Consider the following 14,005-nt stretch of genomic DNA (forward strand, 5'->3'; position numbering starts at 1 on the left):
GTGTTACTGCAGTGCGAATCTATTGGGAAAGTGTGATTCACTGGTTTTGGGCCCAATCGGTCAATGTATCAAGAGCGTCAAGGCCGTTTTGCCTGTGTGACAAATCCAAGTCATCCCAGTAGCCAGAGTCTATAGTGAGTAGCTCGTGCAACCGCAATATGCGTCTTCGATCATTGGGACTGTGTAGCCGTTCCACTTGTGTTTCCGGAAAGTCCATCAAAGAAAGCAGTAACGCTGCGTCACTAAGGTGCCGGTATCTCCGAGCGGTTTTGTCGACATCCCAAGCTGCGCTTTTCAGCATCACAGCTCCTAGTACATCGGGAATCTGAATGGTTTCGATGATATCCCCATAGCGAATCCGGATTCTGGTTTTACGCGCAAGTGCTTGGCCTCCTGCGGGCATTCTGCAGAGAGGCTTGCCGGCTAGAAAAGCGTTTTCCCGTTTCTTCTTGCCGTATACGTAATCGGTGACCAGCACATCTACTCTGCTGTGCGAAGGGTTTTCGAGTCTAGTAGCGTAGCCGGTCAAGGAGTCTTCGCTTAGTTTGAATCCCATATCTCCTAGATAACGTGCCATTTGAGATGCTATGCGCTCATATGTCAGAAAGTTAAGAAGGAAATCAGCGTCAGTGGTTGCACGGCTATTGAGTCCGTGAAGCATGGCGTGTGCTTGTACCATCAGGCCTCCTGCCAGCATCCACTCGTCGCAGGAGAAGTGCTGTGCTACCGCCAGGACTGTGCTCCACGGATGGGTTTGTGCGGGAATGTCAATTGTTTTCATCAGTTCTTCTGCTTTCTGCCAATGCTCGGAAATCTTCTCGGAACTCTTTAAGGAGACGGCTGAGCGTTTCCATCCCCGCGCCGTGTTCTCGCGCGTTCAATGAGTCGGCAAGATCGGCGGCGCATACGCCGAGCGGCATAGGACTTTCGCTTTTCGGCAAGAACTTGCAGATATGCAGTCGAACATTCGTTGGTCTGAAATCAGTGCGAAGCTTCATGTCTTGTATCAGGTTTTCTGCTGATTGCTCTGTCGTGTATCCCTCTACATCATCGGTGCGAGTTAGCCCGAAATGGGTTGCAAGTTCGCCTGTGGCACTGGAGGGGCGAATTCGTTGCGATAATTGCTCCAAGCGAGTGTCGCGGCACCAGAAGTCAATGACAGTTGATCGGTTGCGACATAGGGATATCAACTCTTCTGCATCCATGTTGGCCAGTCTTTTTCTGAGTCGTGATTTCTCAGAAGGGCTTATCCAATCTGGGGTCTTGCCGGAAATGAGATACAGGGAAGCCAAGGCGATTCGTTGTGATAAGACTCTGCCACCGCTCCGATTCTGACGACGTAATTTACGTACAGAGGATGAAACTATAAGCAGACGATGGCTGACCTTCTCGTAGTCAAGCATGCCTTGAGAAGCCATTGCCCGTATGCGTCGGGTGCTGACACCAAGTTGTTCAGCGGCTTCGTTCGTGGTGAGTAGGGTGTCCGCCGTTCGTATTGTCATATGACAATTATATACACAACTATACCGATATGGGTATAGTTGTGTTGACTTTTTCAGTTGAGAATAGATTGGTGGTTGCTTACGTAAACAACAATGCACTCGTTTTCTTTGAGGCTTCTGGAGCCGTTGCTGCGGATAGAGGCGGTTCAGTCGGTGAAGCAGGACTGAGGGGCAGTGAATTAATCAATGAACTTACGGCGCGGCATACTGGCTGATGAATGGTTGGCGGACAGCAAATAGTTGCCGTCCGCCAACCATTCTTTATAGATTCCCAGTACGTCCCATTGATTGAGTAGCTTTGAATTCATGACTTCCAATACCCTTCGTATGTCTACTCTGTTCCTGCGCACCCTGCGCGAAGACCCGGCCGACGCGGACGTCGATTCCGCCAAGCTTCTTCAGCGCGCCGGTTACATCCGCAAGGCCGCCCCCGGCATCTGGACCTGGCTGCCTCTGGGCCTGCGGGTCCTCAACAAGATCGAGGCCATCATCCGTGAGGAGATCAACGGCATCGGCGCCCAGGAGGTGCATTTCCCGGCTTTGCTGCCGCGCGAACCTTATGAGGCGACCCATCGCTGGGAGGAATACGGCGATAACATCTTCCGTCTGAAGGACCGTCATCAGGCCGACTATCTGCTTGCCCCCACCCATGAGGAGATGTTCACCCTCCTGGTCAAGGACATGTACTCCTCATACAAGGACCTGCCGGTCACGCTGTACCAGATCCAGACCAAGTACCGCGACGAGTTCCGTCCGCGCGCCGGCCTTATCCGTGGCCGCGAGTTCATCATGAAGGACGCCTACTCCTTCACCATCGACGAGGAAGGCATGCGCAAGGCCTACTACGACGAACGTGGTGCCTACGAGCGCATCTTCCAGCGCCTTGACCTCAAGTACGTGCCGGTGTTCGCCATGTCCGGCCCGATGGGAGGCTCCGCTTCCGAGGAGTTCCTCGCCCCGATGGCCATTGGCGAGGATACTTTCGCCCTGGCGCCTTCCGGCAAGGCGTGGAACGTCGAGGCGCTGCACACGCCAGAATTGCCTGAGATCGATGCGTCCGACACCCCGGCTGCCGAAAAGCGCCCCGCTCCGGACGCCAAGACCATCGAGAAGATGATCGAACGCGCCAACGCCGATCATCCGCGCGCCGATGGCCGCGAATGGCAGGCATCCGACATCCTCAAGAACGTGGCGATCACCGTGAAGCACGCTGAGGACGAGGACCACGACGAGCCGTGGCGTGAGGTTGTGGTGGTCGGCGTGCCTGGTGATCGCACCGTGGACATGAAGCGTCTGGAGGCTCAGTTCGCTCCCTCTGAAATCGAGGAGGCCACCGAGGAGGATCTGAAGGCCCATCCGGAACTGGTGATCGGCTACATCGGACCTATGGTGCTCGGCCCGCAGGCCGAGGCCGCCGGTGTCAAGAACCCGGCCCGCTACTTCGTGGATGCCCACGTGGTCAAGGGCTCCGCATGGTTCACCGGTGCCGACGAGGATGAGGTCGATTACTACAACCTCGTCTACGGCCGTGATTTCGAGGCCGACGGCGTGGTCGAGGCCGTGGAGGTCCGTCACGGCGATATGAGCCCTGATGGTTCCGGCCCGTTGAGCTTCGAGCGTGGCGTGGAGATCGGCCAGGTGTTCCAGCTGGGACTCAAGTACTCCAAGGCTCTTGATCTGAAGGTCCTTGACCAGAACGGCAAGGCAGTGCCGGTGTGGATGGGATGCTACGGCATCGGTGTCTCCCGCGTGCTCGCCTGCATCGCCGAAACGCATCACGATGAGGCTGGCTTGGCATGGCCGTCCGTGATCGCCCCCGCCCAGGTGCATGTGGTGGCCACAGGCAAGGACGACAAGGCCTTCGAAGGCGCCGAGCGCCTGATCGAGGAGCTTGAGGCCAACGGCGTCGAGGTCATCTATGATGACCGCAAGAAGGTCTCCCCGGGCGTGAAGTTCAAGGACGCCGAGCTGATTGGCGTGCCGACCATCGCCGTGGTAGGTCGTGACTTCGTCAACGACGGTACCATCGAGATCCGTGACCGCGACGGCGGGAACAAGGTCGCCGTGCCCGCTGAGGAGGCCGTGAAGACACTGCTCGAGCGTCTGTAAGGCCGCTGGCCCGCGAGGCCGGGCAGAGCCCATGCTGATAGGCTCATACTGAACGGTGTAAAACGCCATCCTGCCGACGCAGGGTGGCGTTTTACATGCTCTGAGGGCGTCGACCAGCAACGATTCTGCCATTGGATTCGGCCGGCCGTTGGATTTCCGCCACAATGGGCGCGAACTTGGCAGAATCGTTGCTGGTCGGGTAGTCGAGTGCCGTCTCGGTGGCAGAATCATTGCTGGTCGGGTTGTCGAGTGTCGTCCCGGAGGCAGAATCGTTGCGGATATCCCCTCGGATGTGCATGACGGTGGATAGCCGAAAGTTATCCACAGCACCTCCAACCCGGTCATAGTATCCACATTTGCCGGCCGGGCTTGCACGGGTGGATCATGCTCCTTCACAGTGGAAACTACCGCCTGCTGCCTGCTCGCAATGATGCGAACGACGGTCAGGCGGTCCATGACAACAGCGTCAAGTGAAAGGACTAATCATGGCAAACCAGCAGGCATCTGTTACGATGACAGGATTTGTGGCCAGCGACCTGGTCAAAGGAGGGAATGACAATTTCGTGGTGCTGTCTTTCCGCATGGGAAGCACCCGTAGCCGGTTGAATCCCAATACCCGGCAGTGGGAGGATTTCGGCACGGCGTGGATCACTGTCAAGGCATTCCGTTCCCTGGCCCTCAATGGGTTGCAGTCGATTCGCCGCGGTGATCGGATCATTGTGGTCGGTGTGCTGAATACCGAACAATGGACCAACGAACAGGGTGAGGTACGCAGCCGGACGGTTCTTGAAGCCAGCAATATCGGGCATGATCTGACTTTCGGCACTACGAATCTTGCGAAATCGCAACGGGCGAACGGCAATGGCAATGGCACTGCCGGGGCAGCAGCAGGTTCCGGGGATGCTGCCAGCGGCAATGCGCCCGCTGATGGTGCCGAAGGCCGCGATGCCGGCAGCGGGGTGGCGCTGCCGCAACGTCCGGTGCCGCCGGTCGAATTCGATAGTGCCGTTTCCCGGCAGGCGCCGTCCGATCCGGGAACGATGCCTTCCGGTGTGGCCGTCGAACAGCCTCAGACGGCAGTGCAGGAGTCGTATGGCGATGATTTTGCCGATGAGCCGGACATATAGCCGCGCATCTGATCGGATATGTGACTGTCGTGATATGCAAAGGCCTACAGCCGCATGCGTATCACGACTGTAGGCCGAAGCAGGTGTGTTATGAGGTGAGGATTGTTCTGAGGATTATCTGGTGGGTTGCGTCACCAAATACGTACGCGGTCGGCGGGGTCGAGCCACATGGCGTCGTCCTTGGTCACGCTGAATGCGTCGTAGAAGAAATCCACGTTGCGGGCGATGCCGTTGGTGCGGAACTCGGCCGGCGAGTGCGGGTCGATCTGCAGGTACTGTTCTGCCAGCTCGTCGCGGTTCTTGGTGCGCCAGATGGAGGCGTAGCTCAGGAAGAAGCGCTGCAGGCCGGTGAAGCCGTCCATGTCGGGCGCGGTATCCAGCAGTGCCTTGATTGCGGACGGGGAGCCGTCCTCGGCCTTGCCTTCGGCTTTGCCCAGCGCGAATGCATAGGCCTTGAGCGCGATGTTCACGCCGCCCAGGTCGCCGATGTTCTCGCCGATGGTCAGCGCGCCGTTGACGTGCGGGGCCTTGTCGGGCTCGTCGGCATACTTCTCCGCCAGCTGCAGCGGTACGAATCCGTTGTATTGGTTGATGAGCGCCTTGGTCCGGGCCTCGAAGTTCCTGCGGTCCTCGTCGGTCCACCAGTTGTTGAGCTTGCCGTCGCCGTCATACTGCGAACCCTGGTCGTCGAAGCCGTGTCCGATCTCATGACCAATCACCGCGCCGATGCCGCCGTAGTTCGCCGCGTCCTCGGCGTCCGGGTCGAAGAACGGGGGCTGGAGGATGGCTGCCGGGAAGACGATCACATTCATCGTCGGCTCGTAATAGGCGTTCACGGTCTGCGGATTCATCAGCCACTCGTCCTTGTCGACCGGTTTGCCGACCTTGGCAAGCTGGTATCCGGTCTCGTAGAGGGCCGCGGCCTTCATGTTGTCGGCGAGCAGGGCGTCGGCGTGCACGTCCAGCGCCGTGTAATCGCGCCAATGGTTCGTGTATCCGATCTTCGGCGTGAACTTGGTGAGCTTCTCCAATGCCTTCGCCTTGGTGTCATCGCCCAGCCAATCCGAGTTGGCGATCGAGACGCGGTAGGCGTCGATCAGGTTCGCGACCAGCTGCTCCATGCGGCGCTTCGCGCTTTCCGGGAAGTGGCGGCGTACATATTCACGGCCCACGTCCTCGCCGCAGATGCCGTTGACGAGGCTCACGCCACGCTTCCAACGGTCGCGCTGCTTCTTCTGGCCGGAGAGCACCTTGCCGAAGAAGTCGAAGTTCGTCGCGTCGAATGTGCGGGACAGGTATGCGGCGTTGCCGACGATCAGGTGCACGCGCGCCCACAGCTTGAGGTCATCCAGGTCGGCGTCGTTCCAGAATGCGTCGAGACCGGTGAGGAAGCTCGGCTCATGGACGATGACTCGCGCGAACACCGAACGGAAATCGATGGGCTGCACGGCGGCGGCGGGGGTCGCGTCGTAACCCGCCTGCCAGGCGTCAATCCATGCGTCCAGGTCGAAGTGGCTCAATGCTGCCTTGAGATCGGCGTAATCGGTGGGATTGTAGGTTTTCACCGAATCGCGCGTGGCCACGTTGTCCCAATGATTCGCCGCGATGCGCGTCTCCACGTCAAGCAGACGCCGGGCCATGTCGAGGGCCGTCTTGCTTGGTGTGACGGCGGAAGTCTGCGTGCTGCCGTCTTCGGAATCGTTGTCGTCGATGCCGCGCGGCAGCTCATCGCCCTGGTTCGGGTTGTCTTCGGCGGCGGGCGCATAACCGGCGTTCACCAGCTGGGTGGCGACCATCGTCACATAAGCCTCGCGCACCGGCGTGTAATGGTCCTCGCGATAATACGCCTCATCGGGCAGCAGGATGCCGGCCTGTTCGATGTGCGCGATGTTGTATTCCGGTGCGCCGGGGTCGCCGTACACGGCGAGGCCGAACAGGTCCGGGCCGTCGACCGCGCTGAGGCGGCCGAGCACGCGAGTCAGCTCGGCCTTATCCACGACGTTGTCAATCGCCTCAAGGTCAGCCTTGAGCGGCGTGATGCCGGCCGCCTCGATTGCTTCGGTGTTGAGGAACGAGTGGTACAGCGCGCGCGACTTGGTGGCGGGGCGTTCCGACGCGGACGACTTGTCGGGATCGGCGTTGTCGCCGTCATCCTCGAGGATCTCGCGCACCTGATTCTCGGCGTCCTCGGCGAGCTTGTCGAAGGAGCCGTAGCGGGAGCGGTCGTCGGGCAGACGATAGGTGTCGATCCATGGGCCGTTCACGTAGCGGAACAGGTCGTCGGTCGGCTTGATGACGGATGAGAACGATGCCGGGTCGATGCCCGACTTCAATGATGCTTGATCTTGTGTCATGCTCCCAGCCTAATCATCGTGGGGGAGAAGCGCCGGCGATGGACCTGGCCGAGAGCTGATTCGTGTGGTTGCGTGCTGTGGGCGTGGATGGCGGGACGAGGTTTCTTCGGATGTGACTGTGCCGTATGCGTCCGCACGGTTGTAAGGCAGACAGCGGAGCTGTCTGTAGGTAACGTGCGAGCCGACAGGTGAGCCAGCAGGCGCTGTGCGAGAAGCGCGTCCCCGGTTGCAGGACGGGGTGTCAGCGAAGCTGACTGGGGAGAGTAAAAGCGCTAACCCCCTCAATTATCTACGAGACAGACCACCAGACACATAACCATGCAATGCGCAACGTTATGCCCATGGCATGAATTAGACAGTATGCCTAACATAGGTATCGGAATCTGAACTATGGGATGCGAAAGGAGCCATCATGAGCGATCCGAACACTCCGAACGGCGATAACCAGAATCCTCAGCAACCGCAGTATGGCGCATATGACAGCAATCACGGCGGCCAGTATCCGCCGCAGCAAGGTGCGCCGCAGGGGCAGCAGGACAACCAGCAGTATCCGCAGGGCGGCCCGTACCAGCAGTCGTATTACGGCCCGTACGCCACCAATCCGAATGGCAATCCCTACGCCTCCTCCCAGTCGTACGGACAGTACGGTCAGAATGGGCAAGGCCAATACAACCAATACAGTCAGGCAGGCCAGCCGGGTCAGGCCGGTCAGCCCGGTGCCGGTGCCAACGGCAATCCCTTCGGCGCGCAGCCCGGCTGGTACGCCGGCGACTTCAATCCCTTCCGGCTGTTCGAGGAATGGCTGCCGCAGAAGGCCAAGACCACTGTCCGCGTGATCTACGGCGTGGTGGGTGTAGCGGCCATCGCGCTGGGTGTGGCGTTGCTGTTGGTGCCGAACAAGACGCTGGCATTGGCTGCGCTGCTGCTCGGCGTCTATTTTGTGATCTCCGGCGTGGTGCGCATCGTCAGCGCCCTGGTCACCCCGATGCTGCCGGGTGGCTGGAGGGTGCTTGATGTGCTCATCGGCATACTGCTCACGTTCGGCGGCGTGGTCGTGGTGCGCAACTACGGCCTGACCGGTCAGACCCTGGCGCTGCTGATCACGCTGATGGTCGGTTTCGGCTGGATCATGGAAGGCGTGATGGCGCTTGTGGAATCCTGGCGCATCCCACGCTCCGGTTGGGCGGTCGCCTACGCCATCATCTCCATCATCGCCGGTTTCGTGGTGCTTATGAGCCCGCTGAGCTCCACCGTATTCATGGTGATCTTCGGCGGTTGCGCCATGGTGGTCATGGGCGTCACCGCCCTGATTCGCGCATTCACCTTCGGCAAGCCGCGGCAGTAGCGGTGTTTTCCTGACGCGCCGACGGGTCCGCGAAGCGTTCCTGGGGAGTCCATTCCCCGGGGACGCTTTGCGATGTGCGTCCGTATCGGACATGTCTACAGGGTTGTTCGGCAATCCGGGATTCCCGATTCCCGACTCCTGATTCCTGATGATTGGGAATTGCGAATGTGATTACCGGAAAAACGTAGATGGCGTGTGGGCGGACATCGGTAACTGTTGTAATCGCAACGGCTTCTGGCGATTGACGCCGGGACGGGTTAGTATTGAGAACGACTTTCAGTAAGAAGCCTATAGGTAGAAAGAACCTCATGATCGAATTGAAGACCCCTCGTGAAATCGAGGAGATGAAGCCCGCAGGCCGTTTCGTCGGCGGCATTTTGAAGGAGCTGCAGGAGACCACCAAGGTGGGCACCAACCTGCTTGAGATCGACGAGTTCGTCCACAAGAAGATCGTGGACCGCAAGGACGCCGAATCCTGCTACGTGGATTATGCGCCGGACTTCGGCACCGGCCCGTTCGCCCACTACATCTGCACGTCCGTCAATGACGCCGTACTGCACGGCATTCCGTACGACTACAGCCTGAAGGACGGCGACCTCGTCTCGCTCGACCTCGCCATCTCCGTGGACGGCTGGGTGGCTGACTCCGCCGTGAGCTTCGTGGTCGGCAACGACCCCGACCCCGAGGATCTGCGACTCATCAAGTGCACGCAGGAGGCGCTCGCCGCCGCCATCGACGTGGCCAGGCCCGGCAACCGTCTGGGTGACATCTCCAACACCATCGGCGACATCGCCCGTGAGTACGGGTACCCGATCAACCTCGAGTTCGGCGGCCACGGTGTGGGCCACATCATGCACGGCGACCCGCATGTGCCCAACGACGGCAAGGCCCACCACGGCTACAAGCTGCGCGATGGCCTGGTCATCGCCATCGAACCGTGGTTCCTTAAGACCACGGACGAGATCTTCCAGGACCCGAAGGACGGCTGGACCCTGCGCTCCGAGGATGGCTCCCGTGGTGCCCATTCCGAACACACCATCGCCATCACCGAAAACGGCCCGATCATCCTGACCGACCGCACCAACCTGTGACCATTCGGCGGCACTTGGCTTTTGCCAGGTGCCGCCGCGTTGTGAGACAGCAACTTGCGCTGAAACATGCATGCCATATAGTGAGCCATACTTTTGAGCCGAATGGCGAGTTCCATCGGCATCGGCCCGTGCGTAAGGGGAGACAGGTATGGCAACAGCCCAGCTGAATGTGGATGACAGCAAGTACACGCTGCCAGTGGTCAAAGCGACCGCAGGTGCGGACGGCATCGTGGTGTCCAATCTGCGCAACGATGGCTGGGTGACGTTGGATCCCGGATTCCTCACCACTGCGCAATGCGAGTCGAAGATCACCTATATCGACGGGAAGCATTCGATTCTGCGCTATCGCGGATATCCCATCGAGCAATTGTGCAATCAGTCCGACTTCCTCGAGGTCGCATGGCTGCTGAGACATGGCGAGCTGCCCACCAAGGAGCAGTACGAGAAATTCGTCTCCGCCATCAACCATCGCACGATGGTGGGCGAAGACTTCCGCACGTTCATGGGCTCCTTCCCGCGCACCGCGCACCCGATGAGCGTGCTCGCCTCCGCCATCAACGCGCTGGCCACGTTCTACCCGGACACCACCGACATCACCGACTCCGACCAGCTGGATGAGGCCGCGGTCATCATCATGGCCAAGGTACGCACGATTGTGTCCTACATCTTCCGCCGCCGCCGCGATGAGCCGATGCTCTACCCGGATTACGCGCGCGGTTATGTGGACGACTTCCTGCGCATGTGCTTCGCCGTGCCGTACGAGCCGTTCGAATCCGATCCGCTGTATGTGCACGCGCTCGGCCGCCTGCTGATCATCCACGCCGACCATGAGCAGAACTGCTCGACGTCCGTGGTGCGCATCGCCGGTTCGGCGCATGCCAATCTGTATTCCGCTGTGGCCGCAGGCGTCAACGCGCTGTCCGGACCGCTTCATGGTGGCGCGAACGAGGCCGTGCTCCGCCAATTGAAGGCCATCCGCGACTCGGGCAAGTCCGTGGCCGAATTCGTCTCCGAAGCCAAGGCGAACGGGCAGAAGATCTCCGGGCTGGGGCATCGTGTCTATAAGTCCTATGATCCGCGTGCAGCGATCGCCAAGCAGTATCTGGAGAAGATCATGGAGCGCGAGGACACCTCCAAGCTGCCGGCCGACGAACGTGCATTGTTCGACGTGGCTGTGGAGCTGGAGCGCATCGCGTTGAGCGACGAGTATTTCGTCTCGCGCAACCTGTATCCAAACGTGGACTTCTACACGGGTTTGATTTATCGTGCCATCGGCTTCGATCCGGCCATGTTCACCACGCTGTTCGCGCTTGGGCGCATTCCGGGATGGATTGCCCAATACCGTGAGATGCTCGCCGACCCGAACACCAAGATCGGTCGCCCGCGTCAGGTCTACACCGGTGCCGTGGAACGAGACTACGTGCCGATGGATGAGCGGTAGTGAATGCTTGTTGAAGCTCCCCGTAATGGGGAGCTTTTCGTTTTCAAACTGTTGTACATTCTGTATTTGATTTCTCGAATGCTGTTTATATAGCAACATAATTAATATACTATGCTAAACATGTCTGTTAAACTTCAGTTTGCACGTCTGTAACGGTATTTGTATATAGTGATATTTGAATCAAAGAAGATAAATATCAAATAGGAAAAGGGGGTGTGTTATGATTAAAAAAAGAGTAATTGCTTCCGCAATTATTGCTGTATTCTTGGTATTGCCTATATCTGGTAATGCCACCTCCGAAATAACATATGATTCAAAACAGTATACAGTTTCTGCTCCAATCCCGAATGAAATAAGAAAGAAGCTCGTTAGTCCATCTATAGATTCATACTCACGAATTCCGCAAGATACAAGAGTTGTTGTTGATCGTATACGCTCTATTGACGATAATAGACAGATAAATGGCGTTGAATATTTTCCTGATGAAAAAAGCGTCAGGATTTACGCTGCTGGTGATGTGTCATATTATGAATCATTGATAAGAGGCAGCGATTCCAGTATACCGATAGTACTCATTAAATCAGCATATTATCCCAGTGAACTACATGATGCAATTCAGGATATCCTCTATAGAACATCGAATTTTAATGATCATTTAACATCAATTGCTCCGAAGACTGATGGCTCTGGAATCGTTGTTACTGTCGATGTACCGGATTCTCAATCCGTAGCGTCTATTGATATGCAAGCGCAAAGTATTGCAAGCATACCAGTAGAGTTTAATTATGCCGAAAAGATGGAGTCTGCTATTCGTTTCGGTGACACGATTCCTTATTCTACTGGCACATTGATGAGCAGTGATTTGGGAACTGCTTGTACTACCGCATTCTGGGGTACAAATGCCCATGGTGAACAGGTTATTACTGCTAATCACTGTGATACCACGCGATCGTGGAAGATGGGCGCATATGACAGTTCTGCTTTATTAGGTGCCGGCAAAGCAAGTAATTATACCGAGTCTGATGTTGACGGAATTAAAATGACAAGTTCTCTTCAAAGGAGTCCCACTATGTATTGGGGGAATTATTTGGAGAATAATGTGGTGGCTTTACATGGTATTGCAAGAGAGCCGATAGTTGGTGATTATGTTGTATACAATGGTAGTTTTTCTGGAACAGTCGCGAACAATATAGTTACTGCTGTTAATCTCACTATCAATTATGGCAACGGCAAGGTATATGGTGGTTTAGTGAAAACAAAGCAGCAGAATGAGATACCTGCAGCTGGCAATGGAGACAGTGGTGGGCCGGTGGCTATGGTTGATGCTTCTGGTAGGGTTTACGCAGAAGGAATTATTAGCGGAATATATCAAGGGTCGAATTCTTGTACAGGAATTCCGGCAGATGACTACCGTAAATGTAGCTCTATTGTTACGTATGCGCCTTTGCTCCCATACCTAGAGTCTGAGTGAACTGCTGTTTACGTGAGTCAATGACGGCTATTGCGGTTGAGTTGATGAGAGTGTTTCAGCGGGGCACAACCGCGGCCGAGTCGTAAATATGCTTCGTTGGGAATGATTCAGTGGGGCAGGATCTTGGGTGGGCCGTGGTTTTGCTTCATTGGTGAATCGTAGTGGGGTGTTCTGTTGACTGGATCGAGGTTTTGCCTCTCTGGATTGGGTTCAGCGGGATATTCTTTCGTCCGGGCCGAGGAACTGCCCCGTTAGGATGCTTCCAAGCGGGGCAGTTCCTCGGTCCAGACGCAAGAACGCCTCACTGGAATACCAAGTGAGGCGTTCTGTCGCGCATCAGATGGACGCGGCTGTGCCGCGACGGCTTCATAAGAACTGACTACGTCAGTTCTGAGTGTGTGCTGATGCGTGCGGCATCGAGGCGCACCGAGGGAAGGCGTACGAAGGTACGTCGACCGAGGAGCAACGAAGATGACGCTCCATCGGCGCACACTCAGTTCTTATGAAGCTTGGCGTTGAGCTCAATCCCCACCTTCCGGTAGCGGGCCTCGATGCGGCCGCTCACAGAGTTGCGGATGAACAGGATGTTGTCCTTGCCGGACAGGTCGGCGCCCTTGACCACGTCGAGCGGCTCCCCGGCGGCTGCCTTGGCCTTGTCCCAGACGGTGATCTTGGTGCCGGCGGTCACGTAGAGTCCGGCTTCGACGACGCAGTTGTCGCCCAGTGAGATGCCGATGCCGGCGTTGGCGCCGAGCAGGGAATGCTCGCCGATGGAATTGCGCAGCTTGCCGCCGCCGGAGAGGGTGCCCATGATGGAGGCACCGCCGCCGATGTCGGAGCCGTTGCCGACCACGACACCCTGCGAGACGCGGCCTTCGACCATGGAGACGCCGAGCGTGCCGGCGTTGAAGTTCACGAAGCCGGCGTGCATCACCGTGGTGCCTTCGGACAGGTAGGCGCCCAGACGCACGCGGTCGGCGTCGCCGATGCGCACGCCGGTGGGCACCACATAGTCGATCATGCGCGGGAACTTGTCCACGCCGAACACGTTGACCGTGGCGGCCGGGGCGGCGGCCGGCAATCCGGCCTGTGCGGCGAATGCGAGGGCCGCATCGGTGGCGGCGCGCTCCACGTCGGCCTTGCGCAGGGTGAAGTCCTCCACGGCGAACGGGCCGTAGTTGGTCCAGACGACATTGTTGAGCTGGGCGAAGATGCCGTCGAGGTTCAGCGTGTTCGGCTGCGCCATGCGCATGCTGAGCAGGTGCAGTTTCAGATAGGCGTCGGCAGCGGAGCTGATCGGCTCATCAAGCTCGCTGACCGTGAACACGGGGATGCGGCGGATGCCGCGTGCGTCGGCCGCATCATGGGCCAATGTGCCGAAATCGTGGTTCGGGCGGTCGGTTTCGGACGGCGCCTGACCGAGGGTCAGCTCCGGATACCAGACATCAAGGGTGTTGCCGGCGGCGTCCACGCTGGCCAGACCCCAACCCCATGCGGTGCGCTCTTCGCTCATGTATGTGCTCCTTCGTGAATGTGTGCATGCAACTGGATTGCCATGCGATGGT

11 protein-coding genes are annotated in these 14,005 nt (G+C 58.0%); 6 read left to right on the forward strand and 5 right to left on the reverse strand.

The features are described 5' to 3' along the window. Positions 1-37: 37 nt before the first annotated feature. Together BW14_RS00845 and BW14_RS12150 are read right to left on the reverse strand one after the other, a co-directional pair. On the reverse strand, positions 38-781 hold the full coding sequence (locus BW14_RS00845; RefSeq protein ID WP_140489102.1) for a hypothetical protein: 744 nt from the start codon (positions 779-781) through the stop codon (positions 38-40). Continuing rightward, positions 768-1,502, reverse strand: a complete 735-nt coding sequence (locus BW14_RS12150; RefSeq protein WP_258186014.1) for a helix-turn-helix domain-containing protein — start codon at positions 1,500-1,502, stop codon at positions 768-770. Before BW14_RS12150 ends, BW14_RS00845 begins: the two co-directional genes overlap by 14 nt. 306 nt (positions 1,503-1,808) lie before the next feature. Here BW14_RS12150 and BW14_RS00855 point away from each other — a divergent pair, with 306 nt between their 5' ends. Then, the gene (locus tag BW14_RS00855) at positions 1,809-3,611 is read left to right on the forward strand and encodes a proline--tRNA ligase (RefSeq protein WP_181162064.1); all 1,803 of its coding nucleotides are present in this window, start codon (positions 1,809-1,811) and stop codon (positions 3,609-3,611) included. 91 nt (positions 3,612-3,702) lie between these two features. Here the strand turns inward: BW14_RS00855 and BW14_RS00860 are convergent, their stop codons facing one another. Then, the gene (locus BW14_RS00860; protein WP_140462696.1) at positions 3,703-3,936 is read right to left on the reverse strand and encodes a hypothetical protein; all 234 of its coding nucleotides are present in this window, start codon (positions 3,934-3,936) and stop codon (positions 3,703-3,705) included. Positions 3,937-4,096: 160 nt separating this feature from the next. Here BW14_RS00860 and BW14_RS00865 point away from each other — a divergent pair, with 160 nt between their 5' ends. After that, positions 4,097-4,738: a single-stranded DNA-binding protein gene (locus tag BW14_RS00865; protein WP_140489103.1), complete on the forward strand. Its 642-nt coding sequence runs from the start codon at positions 4,097-4,099 to the stop codon at positions 4,736-4,738. Between the two features lie 131 nt (positions 4,739-4,869). Here the strand turns inward: BW14_RS00865 and BW14_RS00870 are convergent, their stop codons facing one another. After that, the gene (locus BW14_RS00870; RefSeq protein ID WP_140489104.1) at positions 4,870-7,092 is read right to left on the reverse strand and encodes a M13 family metallopeptidase; all 2,223 of its coding nucleotides are present in this window, start codon (positions 7,090-7,092) and stop codon (positions 4,870-4,872) included. Positions 7,093-7,504: 412 nt separating this feature from the next. Here BW14_RS00870 and BW14_RS00875 point away from each other — a divergent pair, with 412 nt between their 5' ends. The 4 genes from BW14_RS00875 (at position 7,505) to BW14_RS00890 (ending at position 12,440) form a co-directional block, all read left to right on the forward strand. Beyond that, on the forward strand, positions 7,505-8,437 hold the full coding sequence (locus BW14_RS00875; protein ID WP_140489105.1) for an HdeD family acid-resistance protein: 933 nt from the start codon (positions 7,505-7,507) through the stop codon (positions 8,435-8,437). A gap of 308 nt (positions 8,438-8,745) precedes the next feature. After that, positions 8,746-9,528: a type I methionyl aminopeptidase gene (gene map / locus BW14_RS00880; protein WP_140489106.1), complete on the forward strand. Its 783-nt coding sequence runs from the start codon at positions 8,746-8,748 to the stop codon at positions 9,526-9,528. Positions 9,529-9,676: 148 nt separating this feature from the next. Next, positions 9,677-10,969: a citrate synthase gene (locus BW14_RS00885; RefSeq protein ID WP_140489107.1), complete on the forward strand. Its 1,293-nt coding sequence runs from the start codon at positions 9,677-9,679 to the stop codon at positions 10,967-10,969. A 220-nt stretch (positions 10,970-11,189) separates the two neighbouring features. After that, positions 11,190-12,440: a hypothetical protein gene (locus BW14_RS00890; protein WP_140489108.1), complete on the forward strand. Its 1,251-nt coding sequence runs from the start codon at positions 11,190-11,192 to the stop codon at positions 12,438-12,440. Positions 12,441-12,933: 493 nt separating this feature from the next. Here the strand turns inward: BW14_RS00890 and dapD are convergent, their stop codons facing one another. Then, positions 12,934-13,953 (reverse strand): 2,3,4,5-tetrahydropyridine-2,6-dicarboxylate N-succinyltransferase, encoded by a 1,020-nt coding sequence (dapD, locus tag BW14_RS00895; RefSeq protein WP_140489109.1) that lies wholly within the window; start codon positions 13,951-13,953, stop codon positions 12,934-12,936. Positions 13,954-14,005: the final 52 nt, after the last annotated feature.

It is taken from the genome of Bifidobacterium sp. UTBIF-68 (assembly GCF_006408855.1).
GTDB classification, from domain to species: domain Bacteria; phylum Actinomycetota; class Actinomycetes; order Actinomycetales; family Bifidobacteriaceae; genus Bifidobacterium; species Bifidobacterium reuteri.

Bases quoted from the DNA above. Each gene is read 5' to 3' on its own strand.
- BW14_RS00885 (WP_140489107.1), top strand. From the start codon at position 9,677: ATGGCAACAGCCCAGCTGAATGTGGATGACAGCAAGTACACGCTGCCA.
- BW14_RS12150 (WP_258186014.1), bottom strand. From the start codon at position 1,502: ATGACAATACGAACGGCGGACACCCTACTCACCACGAACGAAGCCGCT.
- BW14_RS00870 (WP_140489104.1), bottom strand. From the start codon at position 7,092: ATGACACAAGATCAAGCATCATTGAAGTCGGGCATCGACCCGGCATCG.
- BW14_RS00855 (WP_181162064.1), top strand. From the start codon at position 1,809: ATGACTTCCAATACCCTTCGTATGTCTACTCTGTTCCTGCGCACCCTG.
- BW14_RS00875 (WP_140489105.1), top strand. From the start codon at position 7,505: ATGAGCGATCCGAACACTCCGAACGGCGATAACCAGAATCCTCAGCAA.
- BW14_RS00845 (WP_140489102.1), bottom strand. From the start codon at position 781: ATGAAAACAATTGACATTCCCGCACAAACCCATCCGTGGAGCACAGTC.
- BW14_RS00865 (WP_140489103.1), top strand. From the start codon at position 4,097: ATGGCAAACCAGCAGGCATCTGTTACGATGACAGGATTTGTGGCCAGC.
- BW14_RS00890 (WP_140489108.1), top strand. From the start codon at position 11,190: ATGATTAAAAAAAGAGTAATTGCTTCCGCAATTATTGCTGTATTCTTG.
- dapD (WP_140489109.1), bottom strand. From the start codon at position 13,953: ATGAGCGAAGAGCGCACCGCATGGGGTTGGGGTCTGGCCAGCGTGGAC.
- map (WP_140489106.1), top strand. From the start codon at position 8,746: ATGATCGAATTGAAGACCCCTCGTGAAATCGAGGAGATGAAGCCCGCA.